Here is a 17,089-nt window from a genome sequence, read left to right as displayed (position 1 = left end):
ATTAGCCCGCCATAACTTCTTCAACAGTTTTACCACGCTTGGCCGCAACATAATCTGGAGTACCGATATTAGTTAAAGCAGCGATCGTAGCTCTTACTATATTACTTGGATTGGTTGAACCAATACTTTTAGCTAATATATTTTGTACGCCTAAAACTTCTAATACGGCTCTCATCGCGCCACCGGCAATAATTCCAGTACCTTCACTAGCTGGTTTCATAAATACTTTAGAAGCCCCATAATTCCAAGTAATTTCGTGGAAAATAGTTGAACCGGAAAGTGGAATATAAACCATGTTTTTCTTTGCTTGTTCCATAGCTTTTTGAATTGCAATTGGAACTTCTCTCGCTTTACCTCTACCAAAGCCAACTTTACCTTTGCCGTCGCCAACAACAACAAGTACTGCGAAACCAAAAACACGGCCTCCCTTGACAACTTTAGCGGTACGGTTAACCGACACTAACTTTTCTTGGTAGCCATCTGATTTTGGTGATGATTCATCGTATGCCATAATCGTTCCTTAAAAATCTAATCCAGCTTCGCGGGCACCTTCTGCAAGGGCTTTCACTCGGCCATGATATTTATAACCAGCACGATCAAATGCAACTTGAGTAATGCCATGCTCACTCGCACGCTTACCTAGTAATTTCCCAACTAGATTAGCTTGTTCTACTTTACATTTACCAGTCAAGTTAGCTCGTAACTCTTTATCCTTAGTTGAACATGCTACCAGTACTTTATCTCCAAGCGTGTCTGCTTGAACAATTTGCGAATAAATATGCAAACCGCTTCTATAAACTACCAGTCTTGCTCTTCCCGATTTACGAATCAGTGCTTTTGCTTTTAATCCACGTCGAGCACGTGAGTTGTGTTTATTCATGACTTAAACCTTATTTCTTTTTCGCTTCTTTACGAGCAATATACTCGCCAGCAAGTTTAACACCTTTACCTTTATAAGGCTCTGGTGGTCTAAATGCTCTTATTTCAGAAGCTACTTGACCCAAAATTTGTTTATCAACACCTTTCAGTAATATCACGGTATTACTTGGAGTTTCAACTTGAACACCTTTTGGTAAGTGGTATTCAATAGGATGAGAGAAACCTAAAGATAAGCTAATTGATTTATCTTTAGACTGTGCTCTATAACCTACACCAACTAGTTCCAAGGTTACAACAAAACCTTCGGTTACACCCTTAACCATGTTATTCACTAATGCTCTTGCCGTGCCAGCTTGAGCCCAAGCTTTAGGATCATTTGCAGCAGGAGCAAACTCAACATGATTAGAATCTTTGTTCTTAGTTACTTTGACTAACCTATTGATTTTTTGGGTTAGTGTTCCTTTTGGCCCTTTTACAGTAATTTCACCATCACCTATTGTGATTTCAACATTTGCTGGTTGAACTACTGGGGCTTTTGCTACTCTAGACATATTATTCCTCGCAAGTATTAAGCCACTTCACAGATGACTTCGCCACCAACGCCTTTCATCTTTGCAGATATATGGGTCATTATACCTTGAGATGTAGACAATATAGCCACTCCAAAACCAGGAATAGAGGTTAAATCCTTATAAGATTTATATACTCGTAACCCAGGTCTACTAATTCTCTTAATGAGCTCAATAACAGGTCTGCCATGGTAATACTTCAGCTTTATCGTCATTAATTTAAGATTATTATCTAGTGGTTCTACAAAGAAGTTTTCAATATAGCCTTCTTCTTTTAAAACACGAGCAATTTCTTCTTTCAATTTAGAAGAAGTTAAAGTTATTTGCTGATGTTTTGCTTGTTGACCATTTCTAATTCGGGTCAGCATATCAGCAACTGGATCATGCATACTCACAATCGTTCTCCAATTAAAAAATTACCAGCTGGATTTTCTTCCGCCAGGTATATTACCAACCATTAGTTGTTGTCTTAAGCAAATTCTACAAAGACTAAATTTACGATACACGCCATGTGGACGACCACAGCATTGGCATCGTGTTTTAAAACGAACAGGATTTGAATTAACAGGCAATTTAGCTAACTTTAACTGACTATCCATAATTACCTGAAAATCATCAGATGATTTAATCAATTGTTTTAATTCGTTTCTGCGTTTACTGTGCTTATCTACTAGTTTTTTACGCTTTAACTCTCTCATAAGCATTGATTTCTTAGCCACAATTTCACCCTTATTTTTTATCTCTATCTTTCAATGGAAGGTTAAAGGCTTCTAATAAAGCTTTAGCTTCTTCATTTGTTTTAGCACTTGTAGTAATACAAATATCTAAACCTCGGATACCATCTGTTTTGTCGTAATCAATTTCTGGAAATACGATTTGTTCATGTATTCCCATACTGTAGTTACCAGTTCCATCAAAAGATTTAGGATTTAAACCACGAAAATCTCTCACACGCGGTAAAGTTACGGAAATTAATCGATCTAAGAACTCGTACATACGTTGACGTCTTAGTGTTACTTTACAGCCTATTGGCCATCCTTCTCTAATTTTAAAACCAGCAATAGATTTTCTTGCTTTAGTAACAACAGGTTTTTGACCAGCAATTAAAGTCATATCTTCAACAGCATGATTCATCACCTTTTTATCACCAACAGCTTCACCAACACCCATATTCAAAGTGACTTTGAGCAGTTTAGGAACTTCCATAACGCTGGAATAGTTGAACCGTTTCATCATCATTGGGATGATTTCTTTTTTATAAAATTCATTAAGTCTTGCCATTTCAACCACCTAATTAAACACGGTCAATTATTTCATTGTCAGATTTAAAATATCTAACTTTTTTACTAACACCGTTACTCTCAATAAATTTAAATCCTACTTTATCTGCTTTATTCGTGTTGGGATTAAAATGAGCAACGTTTGAAACGTGTACTGGCGCCTCAAGAGTAATAATTCCACCCTTGTTTTCAGGCTTTTGTGGGTTAGGCTTAACATGTTTTTTTATTAAGTTTCCACCTTCAACAACAACGCCATTTTCAGTGACACGTAGGACTTTACCTCTATGACCTTTACTTTTACCGGCAATTATAATTACATCATCGCCTTTTTGAATACGTTTCATATCTAAATCCTTCTCACAAAACTTCTGCAGCCAGAGATATTATTTTCATAAATCTCTCTCGTAGCTCGCGAGTAACGGGGCCAAATATACGAGTACCTATTGGCTCGTTTTGGTTATTTAAAAGTACTGCTGCGTTGCCATCGAAACGAATTAAAGAGCCATCATCTCTACGAACGCCTTGTGCTGTACGGACTACTACAGCTTTCATTACAGCACCTTTCTTTACTTTACTTCTTGGTATAGCATCTTTAATGCTAACTTTAATTACATCACCTACACGGGCATATCTACGGTGCGACCCGCCAAGCACTTTAATACACATAACTTTACGTGCTCCGCTATTGTCAGCCACTTCGAGCACTGTCTGCATTTGGATCATTTTTTACTCCAGCTCTGATTTCGACCAGAAAAAGGTTGCTGATTATATCAGGCCTTTTAGGGTTTTAAAAGTAAATCAACAGGGTTGATTAAGAAATTACTTCGACTAATACCCAGCTTTTTGTTTTAGAGAGTGGTCTTGACTCACGGATCTTGACAATATTACCAATTTTACATACTTGATTTTCATCATGAGCATGTAATTTGGATCTACGTTTCATAATTTTTCCATACTTTGGATGCTTAACAGAACGTTCAATCATCACAACTATGGTTTTATCCATTTTGTCACTAACTACTTTTCCAACCATTGTTCTGGCATTTGATTCACTATTAGACATGTCACTTACCTGCCTTTTCAGTCAACATTGTTTTAACTCTTGCCACTGACTTACGCACCATGGTGATGAGATGTGTTTTATCTAGTGAGCCACTTGCTTTCTTCATTCGCAAATTTAATTGTTCTTTACGCAATGAAAGCAATTCGTTTTGCAGTTCTTCTACAGACAAACTGCGTAATTCTTCAATCTTTTTCATTACATCACCTTCCTTTCTTCGAATATAACTTTGAAAGGAAGTTTTGCTTTAGCCAGATCAAAAGCTTCCATCGCAAGCTCTCTGGATACACCTTCCATTTCAAATAAAACCTTACCTGGTTGTATTTGAGCAACCCAGTATTCAACGCTACCTTTACCTTTACCTTGTCGCACTTCTAAAGGTTTTTGTGTAATAGGCTTGTCAGGGAATACTCTAATCCAAATTTTACCACCACGTTTAATATGACGTGTCATTGCTCTTCGAGCTGCTTCGATTTGTCTTGCGGTTAAACGACCACGCTCAAGAGCTTTCAAACCAAATTCACCGAAGCTGATGTTGCTGCCGCGTAAGGCTAAACCTCTATTACGGCCTTTCATCTGTTTTCGGTATTTTGTACGTTTAGGTTGTAACATGATTCTTAATCCTCACTCACTGGGCAACGTCAGATGATCTTTTCTTTTGTGGGAGAATTTCGCCCTTGAAGATCCAGACTTTTACACCAATAATACCGTAGGTAGTTTTAGACTCTGCTGTACCATAATCAATATCTGCTCTGAAAGTATGCAAAGGAACTCGCCCTTCTCTATACCACTCACTGCGCGCGATTTCAGCACCACCAAGTCTGCCGCTGACACAAATTTTAATTCCTTTAGCACCAGCCTTAAGAGCAGAAGTTACTGCACGTTTCATAGCGCGTCGGAACATAACACGTTGTTCTAACTGTTGCGCAATTCCCTCAGCAACTAAGGTTGCATCAAGTTCAGGCTTTTTAATTTCTTCAATATTAAGGTGTACTGGTACGCCTAATTTGCTGGAAATTTCACTACGTAATGTTTCAATACCACCACCTTTTTTACCAATAATTACACCAGGTCGTGCGGTTTGTATTGTAACTACAGCATTATTAGCAGGACGTTCAATAAGAATTTTGCTTACAGCAGCAGCCATAAGTTTCTTTTTCAGTTCAGTACGTAATTTTATATCTTGAATTAAAAATTCAGCATATTTTTTACCAGCGAACCACTTAGAGTTCCAGTCTTTAATAATACCAAGGCGTATGCCTATAGGGTTAACTTTTTGTCCCATTGCTATTCCTCGTCAGACACTTTAATCGTGATATGGCAGGTACGTTTACAAATTCTATTTGCACGTCCTTTAGCTCTGGGACTAATGCGTTTTAAAGTCATTGCTTCATCAACACAGACCATACCTACTTTTAAATCATCAATATCTGCCCCATTATTATTTTCAGCATTAGCAATTGCTGACTCCAATAATTTGAGCATTAATTGAGCACCTTTTTTTGGTGTAAACTTGAGGACATCAAGTGCACCAGATACTTTCATATTTCGTATCATATCTGCTACCAATCTGCCCTTTTGAGCGGATAAGGGAGCACCTTTCAATTTTGCTGTAACTTCCATCATATCCTCTTATTTACCTTTAGCCTTTCTGTCACCAGAGTGGCCTTTGAAAGTTCGAGTCATGGCAAACTCACCTAATTTATGACCGACCATATTATCTGTTATGTAAACAGGGATATGATCTTTACCGTTATGAACAGCAATTGTCAGGTCAATCATTTCAGGAACGATTGTTGATCGTCTTGACCATGTTTTAATTGGTTTCTTTGATTTCGATTCAATTGCAGCTTCTACTTTGGCAATCAAATGATGGTCAACAAAAGGACCTTTTCTTATAGAACGAGCCACTTGATATCCTCTCAATAATTATTTCTTTTTACGTCTTCTGACAATAAAATTATCAGTACGCTTATTACTTCTGGTTTTGTAACCTTTAGTAGGTAAGCCCCATGGAGACACTGGATGACGTCCACCAGAAGTACGACCCTCACCACCACCATGTGGGTGATCAACTGGGTTCATAGCAACCCCACGTACTGTTGGACGAATACCTCTCCAACGTTTTGCTCCGGCTTTACCTAATGCGCGCAAACTATGCTCACTATTACTTACTTCACCAATTACCGCTCTGCAAAGAACATGAATTTTGCGCATTTCGCCTGAACGAAGTCTTAATGTTGCATAAATGCCTTCTTTAGCAACTATTTGTCCGCTCGCTCCAGCACTTCTTAAGACCTGGGCACCTTTTCCTGGTTTCATCTCAACACAGTGAATTGTAGTACCAACAGGAATATTTTTTAGTGGAAGACAATTACCTATGCTAATAGGTGAATCAGCACCACTTACTACTGTATCGCCCACGTTTAAATTAGATGGAGCAATAATATATCTTCTTTCACCATCTTTATAAACAATTAGTGCAATGAGTGCAGTACGGTTTGGATCGTATTCAATACGCTCAACACGAGCTTCGATCCCATCCTTATTGCGTTTAAAATCAATAATACGATATTGGTTACGCTGACCACCACCGATATGTCTTACAGTGATTCTACCTTGGTTATTCCGTCCACCAGTTTTCTTCAGTTTTTCAACTAAAGCATCATGTGGTCTTCCTTTATGAATATGGTGATGAACCACGCGCAATTCGCCACGCTTTCCTGGCGATGTAGGTTTAGATTTTAATAGTGCCATCTTAATCTGCCTTATTCGGTAGCTGTAAAGTCAATATCTTGATCAGCATGAAGGGTTACAAATGCTTTTTTCCAGTCACTACGTTTTCCATTCATTTGCTTAAAACGCTTTGTTTTTCCCTTCACATTGACAACCGATACATTTTTAACTTTAACGTTAAATATATTCTCTACCGCCATTTTAATTTCAGTCTTAGTTGCAGTTTTCAATACTTTGAAAGTGAACTGTTTCAGCTTATCAGCTATGACAGTAGCTTTTTCAGAAGTATGTGGTTCACGTAGAACCATCAACAATCTTTCAGCGTTCATTGTAACTGTTCCTCAATTTTTTTAATTGCAGCTTCTGTAACAACAACTTTCTCAAATTTGAGTAAAGAAACAGGATCTATAGTTGTAACGTCGCAGATATCGTAGTCAATTAAGTTTCTAGAACCAAAATATTCATTCTCACCAACTTCACCCATCACAATGAGTGCATTTTTAATGTTAAGTTGGTTCATTTTATTAACAAAATCTTTAGTTTTTTTGCTTTCGCATTGGAAATCGCTAACAACAATCAAGTTACCAGTGCGGCAAAGTTCTGAGATTATACTACGTAATGCACGTTTGTACATTTTTTTATTAATTTTTTGTGAATAATCTCTTTTTTTAGAAGCGAATGTAACACCACCGCTTCTCCATATTGGGCTTCTAATCGTACCAGCACGTGCACGACCAGTACCTTTTTGGTTCCATGGTTTTTTACCACCGCCACTAACTTCAGAACGTGTTTTTTGTGCGCTATTACCGCTACGCGCGTTATTCATATAAGTTACTACAGCTTGATGAATTAAGCCTTCATTATAACCATATGCAAATACTTCTTGATTCAGTGTTAATTTTGCATTTGTATCTATAGTAGTAATTTCCATCACTCACCTCGTACTTGCTTTTTAACTGCAGGCTTAATCTCAACTCGTGAGCCAGGAGCACCAGGTATAGCACCTTTGATAAGAAGTAAATTTCTTTCGGCATCGACGCGCACCAGTTCAAGACTTTGAACAGTACAGCGAACATTACCCATGTGACCAGCCATTTTCTTACCTTTGAACACACGGCCTGGAGTTTGGTTTTGACCAATAGAACCAGGGACACGATGCGATCTTGAGTTACCATGTGTTGCGTCTTGTGTTCTAAAGTTATAACGTTTTACTGTACCAGCAAAACCTTTACCTTTAGTGGTTCCAGCAACATCGACAAATTGTCCAGCAGTGAATACATCAGCTACTGAGATTACTTGTCCTGCTTTGTATGTGTCTTCAGAGTCAACTAAAAACTCAACCAGCATGTCACCTGCTTCAACCTCTGCTTTTGCGAAGTGACCAGTTAATGCTTTGTTAACTTTACTTGCTTTTTTTGTGCCACCAGTTAATTGAACAGCAGAGTAGCCATCAGCCTCTTTAGTTTTAACTTGTGAAACTCTATTAGGGTGAACTTCAACGACAGAAACTGGAACTGAAACTCCATCCGCCATGAAGACCCGCGTCATACCGATTTTACGGCCTAATAAACCGATCATCATTCTAACACCTCTTTAATATCCTTCACCCTAATATTTAGTCATCAAGGCTTATCTGAACATCAACCCCAGCAGCCAGATCCAACTTCATCAATGCATCTACTGTTTTTTCAGTTGGATGAACGATAACGACCAGGCGTTTATGAGTACGTAATTCATATTGATCTCGAGCATCTTTATTAACATGCGGTGAAGTCAATACAGTAAATTTTTCCTTACGGACAGGCAGAGGTATTGGCCCACGAACTTGTGCGCCAGTACGTTTTGCTGTCTCAACAATTTCTCGAGTTGATAAGTCAATCAACCGATGATCAAAGGATTTTAATCTTATTTTAATGTTTTGATTGCTACTCATTCTAATTACTCGATAATTTTAGCGACAACACCGGCGCCAACTGTACGGCCACCTTCCCGAATTGCGAAACGTAAACCTTCATCCATCGCAATAGGAGCATGCAGATTAATGGTTAATTGTACGTTATCACCAGGCATTACCATTTCTACTCCAGAGGGCAGATCACAGGTGCCTGTTACGTCTGTCGTTCTGAAATAAAATTGGGGTCTGTATCCATTAAAGAATGGTGTATGACGTCCGCCTTCTTCTTTTGATAATACGTATACTTCCGCTTCAAATTTTGTATGCGGCTTAATTGTTCCTGGCTTAGCTAATACCTGGCCACGCTCAACTTCGTCGCGTTTCGTTCCGCGTAACAATACGCCCACGTTATCTCCAGCGCGTCCTTCGTCCAACAACTTACGGAACATTTCAACGCCGGTACAAGTGGTTTTTTGAGTGTCTCGGATACCAACAATCTCAATCTCTTCACCCACTTTGACTATTCCACTTTCTACACGACCAGTTACTACTGTTCCGCGTCCAGAAATAGAGAATACGTCTTCAATTGGCAACAAGAATGCTTTATCGATGTTTCGTACTGGCTCAGGGATGTAAGAGTCCATGGTCTCAACCAATTTCTCAATCGCTGCAACACCAATCTCGCTCGTATCACCTTCCAATGCTTTCAATGCAGAACCAACAACAATTGGAATATCATCGCCAGGGAAATCGTAACTGCTTAGCAAATCACGTACTTCCATCTCAACCAATTCTAACAACTCTGGATCGTCAACCATATCTGCTTTGTTCATGAACACAACAATATAAGGTACACCTACTTGGCGTGATAACAGAATGTGCTCTCTGGTTTGCGGCATAGGACCATCTGCAGCGGATACTACCAGTATCGCTCCGTCCATTTGTGCCGCTCCAGTAATCATATTCTTAACGTAGTCAGCATGTCCTGGGCAATCCACGTGTGCATAGTGGCGGTTTGCTGATTCATATTCTACGTGTGCTGTAGAAATAGTAATCCCGCGTTCACGCTCTTCTGGCGCAGCATCAATTTGGTCATATGCCTTTGCTGTTCCGCCATACTTCTTAGCCATAATTGTGGTAATCGCCGCTGTCAATGTGGTCTTACCATGGTCAACGTGACCGATTGTGCCCACGTTTACGTGTGGCTTCTTACGTTCAAATTTTTCCTTCGCCATTTTCAATTAACCTCGTTAACTTTATTGTTTCTTAATAATTGCTTCAGCAATGTTCGTTGGTGCTTCCGCGTACTTAGAAAATTCCATAGTATATGTAGCTCTTCCTTGAGTCGCAGAACGTAAATCGGTCGAATAACCAAACATCTCTGCCAATGGAACTTCTGCCCTCACAATTTTTCCTGCAGGGGAATCTTCCATTCCTTGAACTAAACCACGTCGTCTGTTAAGGTCGCCCATAACATCCCCCATATAATCTTCAGGGGTAACAACTTCAACACTCATAATCGGTTCAAGTAATACAGGTTTAGCTTTTAATGCACCTTGCTTGAAGCATTGTGAACCAGCGATTTTAAATGCCATCTCACTAGAATCCACTTCATGGAATGAGCCATCAAACAACGTGACTTTAACATCCACTACAGGATAACCAGCGATAACACCATTTTGCATCTGTTCTTGAACCCCTTTATCAACTGCAGGGATGTATTCTTTAGGAATAACACCACCGACGATTGCATTGATAAATTCGTAACCTTTTCCAGGCTCTTGAGGTTCAATTTTCAACCAAACGTGACCGTATTGTCCACGTCCACCTGACTGTCTTACAAATTTGCCTTCTTGCTCCACAGGTTGTTTTAGTGTTTCACGATAGGCAACTTGAGGCTTACCAACATTAGCTTCCACATTAAACTCACGTTTCATGCGGTCAACAATAATTTCCAGATGAAGCTCACCCATTCCTTCAATAATGGTTTGTCCAGATTCTTCATCAGTATGAACTCTGAATGATGGGTCTTCTTGGGCTAACTTACCAAGGGCAATACCCATTTTTTCTTGGTCCGCCTTTGTTTTGGGCTCAACCGCAACTGCAATTACTGGATCTGGAAAGTCCATTCTTTCTAAGATAACAACACTTTCTGTATCACATAAAGTATCACCAGTCATTACTGTTTTGAGTCCAACCGCAGCAGCAATATCACCCGCTCTTACTTCTTTAATTTCTTCGCGGGAATTGGCATGCATTTGTAATAAACGTCCAATACGCTCTCTTTTTGCTTTCACCGAGTTGTAAACCGTATCACCGCTTTTTAAAACACCAGAATAAGTTCTAAAATAAGTTAGTGTTCCAACAAATGGATCCGTTGCAATTTTAAACGCCAAAGCTGAGAACGGTGCATCATAACTTGTCTTGCGTGAGGCTGGATTACCGTCCTCATCCACTCCTTGCACATCAGGAATATCAGTTGGGGAAGGCAAATACTCAATGACACCATCCAATACTGCTTGAACCCCTTTATTTTTAAAGGCTGAACCGCAGAATACAGGGACAATTTGGTTGCTAATTGTCAATTGACGAAGTGCTGTCTTAATTTCTGCTTCGGTAAGTTCTTCACCTTCAAGATATTTTTCCATAAGTTCTTCTGTTGCTTCGGCAGCGGCCTCAACAAGTAGGGCACGATATTCTTCGCATTGCTCTTTAAGATCCTCAGGAACCTCTTTATATTGGAAGGTCATCCCTTTATTTTCTTCATCCCAATGAATTGCTTTCATCTTAATGAGGTCAATAACCCCTTTAAACTCTTCTTCAGCACCAATAGGTAGTTGAACAACAACAGGATTAGAACCTAGCCTTTGTTTAATTTGGCTCACCACTCGCAGGAAATTAGCTCCCATTCTATCCATCTTATTGACAAAGACGATACGTGGCACGCCATATTTATTAGCTTGACGCCAAACTGTTTCAGATTGTGGCTCTACGCCAGATACTGAATCGAACACAACAACAGCACCATCAAGTACGCGTAGTGAACGCTCTACTTCAATCATAAAGTCCACATGTCCTGGAGTATCAATAATATTGATACGGTGAGGCTCGAACTGCTTGTCCATGCCTGGCCAGTAACATGTTGTTGCTGCTGAAGTAATGGTAATACCGCGCTCCTGCTCCTGGACCATCCAGTCCATTGTTGCAGCACCGTCATGCACTTCACCAATTTTATGAGACATACCAGTATAGTACAGTACGCGCTCTGTCGTTGTAGTTTTTCCAGCATCGACATGCGCAGCAATGCCTATGTTTCTATACAACTTTAATGGAGTAGACACGGATTACCTCTCTCTTAATTCCATCTAAAATGCGCAAACGCCTGGTTGGCTTTTGCCATTTTATGTGTATCTTCGCGCTTCTTCACTGCGGAACCTTTACTTTCGTAGGCATCCATCAGTTCTCCAGCTAAGCGTAACATCATTCCTTTTTCACCACGAGTACGAGCCGCTTGAACAATCCAGCGCATACCTAGTGCAATACTTCTATCAGTTCTAACTTCGACTGGAACCTGATATGTAGCACCACCAACACGACGTGAACGTACTTCAACGCTAGGGCGAACATTGTCTAATGCATTTTCAAAGTAGCGAAGAACTGTTGCTGAACCACTTGTTGAACCTGATTCACCTTCTTCTTCATCTGCTTTTTTAAGTTTCTTTACGCGCTCTTCCATAACAGATAAAGCACCGTAAATTATTTTTTCAGCGGTAGATTTTTTACCACTGACCATTAATACGTTAATGAATTTTGCTAATAGCTCACTATGATGTTTAGGATCTGGCAAAATTTCTCTTTTGGGGACTTCTCTTCTTCTAGGCATTTCGATTTCCTACAATCAGTTATTTTTTATCTTTTGGCTTCTTGGTACCGTATTTAGAACGACCTTGTTTACGATCGTTAACACCTGAAGTATCCAAGCTTCCTCTTACTGTGTGGTAACGCACACCAGGCAAGTCTTTAACACGACCACCTCTAATAAGAACCACAGAGTGTTCTTGAAGGTTATGGCCTTCACCACCGATATATGATGAAACTTCAAATCCATTCGTCAAACGTACACGAGCAACCTTACGCATAGCTGAGTTAGGTTTTTTTGGTGTAGTAGTGTAAACGCGTGTGCACACACCGCGTCGCTGTGGACATGACTCTAGTGCAGGTACGTTACTTTTCTTCTTTACGTCCACACGAGGCTTTCTTACTAACTGATTAATAGTAGCCATTTATACTTAACTCCGATCTGTCTCTTTTGATTATTTCGAATGCATAAGGAGGCCGGATTCTATATAGCCACGGCAGATTTGTCAAGTTTAATCTGCCGAATTTCGAATCCGAACTAGTGTTCTTGATTGTCTGCGTTTAATGCTTCACTTAACGCATGTTCAACATCACTTGCAGTAACGGTATGCACTGGGTGCTCACCGGCTGCAGCCTTAGCTCTTTTTGCCTTACGGCCTTGATGGTATGCATAGCCTGTTCCTGCGGGAATCAAGCGGCCAACCATCACGTTTTCTTTTAATCCTCGTAAATCATCAACTTTGCCGCTTACTGCAGCTTCAGTTAGAACTCTTGTTGTTTCCTGGAACGATGCCGCAGAAATAAATGACTCAGTTGCTAAGGAAGCCTTTGTGATACCCAATAATATAGGAGTACCGCGAGCTGGTTGTTTATCTTCAGCAATAAGCTTGTCATTTTCTTGCAACAAGACGCTTTCTTCTACCTGCTCTCCTGCCAAGAATTTTGAATCTCCAGCAAAAGTAATTACACGCTTACGAAGCATTTGTCGTACGATTACCTCGATATGCTTATCGTTAATTTTTACACCTTGTAAACGATATACGTCCTGTACCTCATTGACGATGTAATTGGCTAAAGCACCAACACCGAGTAAGCGTAAAATATCATGAGGATTGAGTGCACCTTCTGCGATAATTTCACCGCGCTCAACATGCTCCCCTTCGAAGACAGAAATATGTCTCCACTTGGGTATCAATTCTTCATGACATTGATCTTCAGAAACATTGATAATTAATCTTCTCTTACCTTTTGTTTCTTTACCAAAGCTAACCATTCCTGAAACCTCAGCCATAACCGCTGAATCTTTAGGTTTACGTGCTTCAAATAAGTCAGCTACCCTTGGTAGACCCCCTGTAATATCGCGTGTTTTAGAGCGCTCTTGTGGAATACGGGCGATAACATCCCCAATACCCACGTGACCGCCATCCTCAAAATTAACGATCGCATCTACAGGCAGGTAGTATTGAGCAGGAACATTAGTTCCGGCAAGATAAATATCTTCGCCATTTTCTGCAACAAGTTTTACCATTGGACGTAAATCACGGCCTGCGGCACTACGTTGTTTTGCATCGATAACAACAATATTACTTAAGCCAGTTAATTCATCAGTTTGTCGATTCATGGTAATACCATCAATTAAGTCGACAAATTTCAGATATCCAGTTACCTCGGAAATAACTGGGTGAGTATGTGGATCCCAAGTTGCGATCACTTGTCCAGCTTCTACAGATGAATTATCGTGAACTGAAATTACAGCACCGTAAGGTAACTTATAACGCTCTCGCTCACGTCCGAATTCATCCACAATAGTTACTTCACCAGAACGGGATACCGCGACTAGATTTTTGTTTTCATGAGTTACTGTCTTAATGTTGTGTAAACGAATAACCCCTTTCGTTTTAATCTGGATATTATTCGCCGCTGTTGCTCTAGATGCAGCTCCTCCAATATGGAAAGTACGCATTGTAAGCTGTGTACCCGGCTCACCAATTGATTGTGCTGCGATAATACCTACGGCTTCACCGGTATTAACGAGATGACCTCTTGCTAAATCACGGCCATAGCACTTCGCACAAAGTCCAAAGCGAGTTTGGCAGGTAATCGGTGAACGGACCATGATTTGATCGACACCTTGCTTTTCAAGCTTTTCAACCCACTCTTCATCCAATAGAGTTCCCGCTGTTACAACGGGCTCACTCTGATTAGGAATATAAACATCAGCAGCAACTACGCGTCCTAATACACGCTCATGTAGCGGCTCAACGATATCACCACCTTCAATCAGTGGCTGCATTAAAATACCTGTGTCAACACCACAATCGTCTTCAGTGATCACCACGTCCTGAGCCACATCAACTAAGCGTCGTGTTAAGTAACCTGAGTTAGCAGTTTTTAACGCTGTATCGGCCAAACCTTTACGAGCACCGTGAGTGGAAATAAAGTATTGAAATACGTTCAAACCCTCGCGGAAGTTTGCAGTAATTGGTGTTTCAATAATTGAGCCGTCTGGTGCAGCCATCAATCCCCGCATACCAGCAAGCTGTCTAATTTGTGCTGCAGAACCCCTAGCACCTGAGTCAGCCATCATAAAGATTGGGTTAAAGGACTCTTGTCTTACTCGATTACCTTGAGCATCAACAGCTTCTTCGGTTGCTATTTTAGTCATCATGGATTTAGCAACGAGTTCATTAGTTCTCGACCAAATATCAATTACTTTGTTATAACGTTCGCCATTAGTTACCAAGCCTGAACGGAATTGAGATTCAATTTCGCGAACTTCGTTATCGGCATGTTCAATAATGCTGGCTTTATCATCCGGTATTTCCATATCTTCAATACCGATTGATACACCAGAACGTGTTGCATATTTGAAACCGGTATACATCAATTTATCAGCAAAAATAACTGTTTCTTTCAAGCCAAAGTTTCGGTAGCAACTGTCAATAACTTTAGAGATGACTTTCTTGGTCATCGTTCGGTTAATCGTCGCAAAAGTCATCCCTTTGGGTAGGACTTCAGCAAGAATTGCACGACCCACTGTGGTTTCAACTAAATGATGGCCAGGCTCACCTTCTTTAGGCATACGAATTTTAATTTTCGCATGAATATCTAGATGACCTGATTCATAAAAGTTTTGTGCTTCTTGAGCACTAACAAAAATTTTACCTTCACCTAACGCATTCACCTTTTCACGAGTTAAATAGTACAAACCGAGTACAACGTCCTGGCTAGGAACGATGATTGGCTCACCGCTCGCAGGTGACAAAATATTGTTGGTCGACATCATTAAGGAGCGAGCTTCTAACTGCGCTTCTAGAGTCAATGGCACGTGCACCGCCATTTGGTCACCGTCAAAGTCAGCATTGTAAGCGGTACAAACCAGAGGATGAAGCTGAATCGCCTTGCCTTCGATTAATACTGGCTCAAAAGCTTGAATACCTAATCGGTGCAATGTAGGAGCACGGTTTAACAGAATAGGATGCTCACGAATTACATCATCTAGAATATCCCAAACAACTGACTCTTCTCGCTCAACCATTTTCTTGGCCGCTTTAATTGTCGTAGCTAAACCCCTGAATTCGAGTTTACTGAATATAAATGGTTTGAACAGCTCAAGTGCCATTTTCTTTGGAAGACCGCACTGATGCAGTTTTAAAGTTGGCCCGACCACAATTACAGAACGACCTGAATAGTCAACTCGTTTACCCAACAGATTTTGACGGAAACGGCCTTGCTTTCCTTTAATCATGTCGGCTAAGGATTTAAGCGGTCTTTTGTTTGTGCCAGTAATCGCACGACCACGACGTCCGTTATCCAATAACGCATCAACCGATTCTTGTAACATTCTCTTTTCATTACGCACGATAATATCAGGCGCATTCAGATCGAGAAGTCGTTTTAAACGATTGTTTCGGTTGATAACTCGACGGTACAAGTCGTTAAGATCAGAGGTAGCAAAACGGCCACCATCTAATGGAACCAGTGGTCTTAAATCAGGTGGTAGAACTGGCAATACATCCATAATCATCCACTCTGGTTTATTACCAGAATCGTAAAATGCTTCAAGAAGTTTTAATCTTTTAGTGATTTTCTTAATCTTTGTTTCTGAACTTGTAGTCGGTAATTCTTCGCGTAAGTTCTTGATCTCTTCTTCCAGATCAACTTGGCGTAATAAATCACGAATTGCTTCTGCACCCATACGCGCATCAAATTCATCACCGTATTGTTCCATTGCATCAAGGTATACTTCATCATTGAGCAATTGGCCACGCTCAAGCTCAGTCATTCCTGGGTCAACGACAACAAACGCTTCAAAATAGAGAACACGTTCAATGTCTCTTAAGGTCATATCCAGTAATAAACCAATTCTGGAAGGTAATGACTTCAAGAACCAGATGTGCGCAACTGGACTTGCAAGTTCAATATGTCCCATGCGTTCGCGGCGTACTTTAGCCAATGCAAGCTCGACACCACATTTTTCACAAATAACGCCTCGATGTTTGAGTCGTTTGTACTTACCACATAAGCACTCGTAATCTTTTACTGGACCAAAAGTTTTAGCGCAGAATAAACCATCTCGTTCCGGCTTAAATGTACGGTAATTTATCGTTTCTGGTTTTTTTACTTCACCATATGACCAAGAGCGAATTAATTCAGGGGAAGCCAACGCAATTTTTATTGCATCAAATTCTTCGCTTTGTCCTTGTTGTTTAAGGATCCCAAGCAAATCGCTCATCACAGGAGCCTTTCTCATTGGTTCATTCATTGGATCGTCGTTTAGAGTACTCAAGTCTATGCCTCCAAAAATTTGTTA

General features: G+C 40.2%; 24 protein-coding genes. All 24 read right to left on the bottom strand.

The window, feature by feature from the left end; translation table 11 throughout:
• Position 1 precedes the first annotated feature (1 nt).
• The 24 genes from rpsE to rpoC all read right to left on the bottom strand — a co-directional run bounded on the left by rpsE (position 2) and on the right by rpoC (position 17,011).
• On the bottom strand, positions 2–511 hold the full coding sequence (rpsE, locus tag OQJ13_RS11035; RefSeq protein ID WP_028381380.1) for a 30S ribosomal protein S5: 510 nt from the start codon (positions 509–511) through the stop codon (positions 2–4).
• A gap of 9 nt (positions 512–520) precedes the next feature.
• Entirely contained in the window at positions 521–880 is a 360-nt protein-coding gene (gene rplR / locus OQJ13_RS11030) for a 50S ribosomal protein L18 (protein WP_265702128.1), read from the bottom strand.
• Positions 881–890: 10 nt separating this feature from the next.
• Positions 891–1,430: a 50S ribosomal protein L6 gene (gene rplF / locus OQJ13_RS11025; RefSeq protein ID WP_265710875.1), complete on the bottom strand. Its 540-nt coding sequence runs from the start codon at positions 1,428–1,430 to the stop codon at positions 891–893.
• Between the two features lie 17 nt (positions 1,431–1,447).
• Entirely contained in the window at positions 1,448–1,843 is a 396-nt protein-coding gene (gene rpsH, locus OQJ13_RS11020; protein WP_028381383.1) for a 30S ribosomal protein S8, read from the bottom strand.
• A gap of 21 nt (positions 1,844–1,864) precedes the next feature.
• Positions 1,865–2,167 carry a 30S ribosomal protein S14 gene (rpsN, locus tag OQJ13_RS11015; RefSeq protein ID WP_028381384.1) on the bottom strand — a complete coding sequence of 101 codons (303 nt, stop codon included), beginning with the start codon at positions 2,165–2,167 and terminating at the stop codon, positions 1,865–1,867.
• A 10-nt stretch (positions 2,168–2,177) separates the two neighbouring features.
• On the bottom strand, positions 2,178–2,729 hold the full coding sequence (gene rplE, locus OQJ13_RS11010; RefSeq protein ID WP_028381385.1) for a 50S ribosomal protein L5: 552 nt from the start codon (positions 2,727–2,729) through the stop codon (positions 2,178–2,180).
• A gap of 13 nt (positions 2,730–2,742) precedes the next feature.
• A complete protein-coding gene (rplX, locus tag OQJ13_RS11005) occupies positions 2,743–3,072 on the bottom strand; it encodes a 50S ribosomal protein L24 (RefSeq protein WP_265710874.1) in 330 nt (109 codons plus the stop codon).
• 13 nt (positions 3,073–3,085) lie between these two features.
• Entirely contained in the window at positions 3,086–3,451 is a 366-nt protein-coding gene (gene rplN, locus OQJ13_RS11000; RefSeq protein WP_006872243.1) for a 50S ribosomal protein L14, read from the bottom strand.
• 88 nt (positions 3,452–3,539) lie between these two features.
• The gene (gene rpsQ / locus OQJ13_RS10995) at positions 3,540–3,791 is read right to left on the bottom strand and encodes a 30S ribosomal protein S17 (RefSeq protein ID WP_019233369.1); all 252 of its coding nucleotides are present in this window, start codon (positions 3,789–3,791) and stop codon (positions 3,540–3,542) included.
• A 1-nt stretch (position 3,792) separates the two neighbouring features.
• Positions 3,793–3,987, bottom strand: coding sequence for a 50S ribosomal protein L29 (rpmC, locus tag OQJ13_RS10990; RefSeq protein ID WP_265710873.1), 195 nt, complete (start codon positions 3,985–3,987; stop codon positions 3,793–3,795).
• Entirely contained in the window at positions 3,987–4,400 is a 414-nt protein-coding gene (gene rplP, locus OQJ13_RS10985) for a 50S ribosomal protein L16 (protein WP_003633085.1), read from the bottom strand. The genes rpmC and rplP overlap by 1 nt, the downstream gene beginning before the upstream one ends.
• A gap of 16 nt (positions 4,401–4,416) precedes the next feature.
• Entirely contained in the window at positions 4,417–5,073 is a 657-nt protein-coding gene (gene rpsC / locus OQJ13_RS10980) for a 30S ribosomal protein S3 (protein WP_265710872.1), read from the bottom strand.
• A 2-nt stretch (positions 5,074–5,075) separates the two neighbouring features.
• Entirely contained in the window at positions 5,076–5,411 is a 336-nt protein-coding gene (gene rplV, locus OQJ13_RS10975; RefSeq protein WP_003633087.1) for a 50S ribosomal protein L22, read from the bottom strand.
• 9 nt (positions 5,412–5,420) lie between these two features.
• The gene (gene rpsS / locus OQJ13_RS10970; protein WP_010654828.1) at positions 5,421–5,699 is read right to left on the bottom strand and encodes a 30S ribosomal protein S19; all 279 of its coding nucleotides are present in this window, start codon (positions 5,697–5,699) and stop codon (positions 5,421–5,423) included.
• Positions 5,700–5,717: 18 nt separating this feature from the next.
• Positions 5,718–6,545, bottom strand: coding sequence for a 50S ribosomal protein L2 (gene rplB, locus OQJ13_RS10965; RefSeq protein WP_265710871.1), 828 nt, complete (start codon positions 6,543–6,545; stop codon positions 5,718–5,720).
• Between the two features lie 11 nt (positions 6,546–6,556).
• Positions 6,557–6,853: a 50S ribosomal protein L23 gene (gene rplW, locus OQJ13_RS10960; RefSeq protein ID WP_027272068.1), complete on the bottom strand. Its 297-nt coding sequence runs from the start codon at positions 6,851–6,853 to the stop codon at positions 6,557–6,559.
• Positions 6,850–7,455, bottom strand: a complete 606-nt coding sequence (gene rplD / locus OQJ13_RS10955; RefSeq protein ID WP_265710870.1) for a 50S ribosomal protein L4 — start codon at positions 7,453–7,455, stop codon at positions 6,850–6,852. The genes rplW and rplD overlap by 4 nt, the downstream gene beginning before the upstream one ends.
• Complete coding sequence (rplC, locus tag OQJ13_RS10950) at positions 7,455–8,102, bottom strand: 50S ribosomal protein L3 (protein ID WP_265711930.1); 648 nt, start codon at positions 8,100–8,102, stop codon at positions 7,455–7,457. Before rplC ends, rplD begins: the two co-directional genes overlap by 1 nt.
• A gap of 37 nt (positions 8,103–8,139) precedes the next feature.
• Entirely contained in the window at positions 8,140–8,457 is a 318-nt protein-coding gene (gene rpsJ, locus OQJ13_RS10945) for a 30S ribosomal protein S10 (protein ID WP_010654833.1), read from the bottom strand.
• A gap of 5 nt (positions 8,458–8,462) precedes the next feature.
• Positions 8,463–9,653 (bottom strand): elongation factor Tu, encoded by a 1,191-nt coding sequence (tuf, locus tag OQJ13_RS10940; protein WP_265710865.1) that lies wholly within the window; start codon positions 9,651–9,653, stop codon positions 8,463–8,465.
• 21 nt (positions 9,654–9,674) lie between these two features.
• The gene (fusA, locus tag OQJ13_RS10935; RefSeq protein WP_265710869.1) at positions 9,675–11,759 is read right to left on the bottom strand and encodes an elongation factor G; all 2,085 of its coding nucleotides are present in this window, start codon (positions 11,757–11,759) and stop codon (positions 9,675–9,677) included.
• Between the two features lie 14 nt (positions 11,760–11,773).
• Positions 11,774–12,301: a 30S ribosomal protein S7 gene (gene rpsG / locus OQJ13_RS10930; RefSeq protein WP_265710868.1), complete on the bottom strand. Its 528-nt coding sequence runs from the start codon at positions 12,299–12,301 to the stop codon at positions 11,774–11,776.
• Between the two features lie 19 nt (positions 12,302–12,320).
• Positions 12,321–12,701, bottom strand: coding sequence for a 30S ribosomal protein S12 (rpsL, locus tag OQJ13_RS10925; RefSeq protein WP_010654837.1), 381 nt, complete (start codon positions 12,699–12,701; stop codon positions 12,321–12,323).
• 113 nt (positions 12,702–12,814) lie between these two features.
• Positions 12,815–17,011: a DNA-directed RNA polymerase subunit beta' gene (gene rpoC, locus OQJ13_RS10920; RefSeq protein WP_265711929.1), complete on the bottom strand. Its 4,197-nt coding sequence runs from the start codon at positions 17,009–17,011 to the stop codon at positions 12,815–12,817.
• Positions 17,012–17,089: the final 78 nt, after the last annotated feature.

This window comes from Legionella sp. PATHC035 (assembly GCF_026191115.1).
Taxonomy (GTDB): domain Bacteria; phylum Pseudomonadota; class Gammaproteobacteria; order Legionellales; family Legionellaceae; genus Legionella.
The sequence above is the reverse complement of the archived record's forward strand: the minus strand, read 5'-3'. Positions and strand labels throughout refer to the sequence as shown.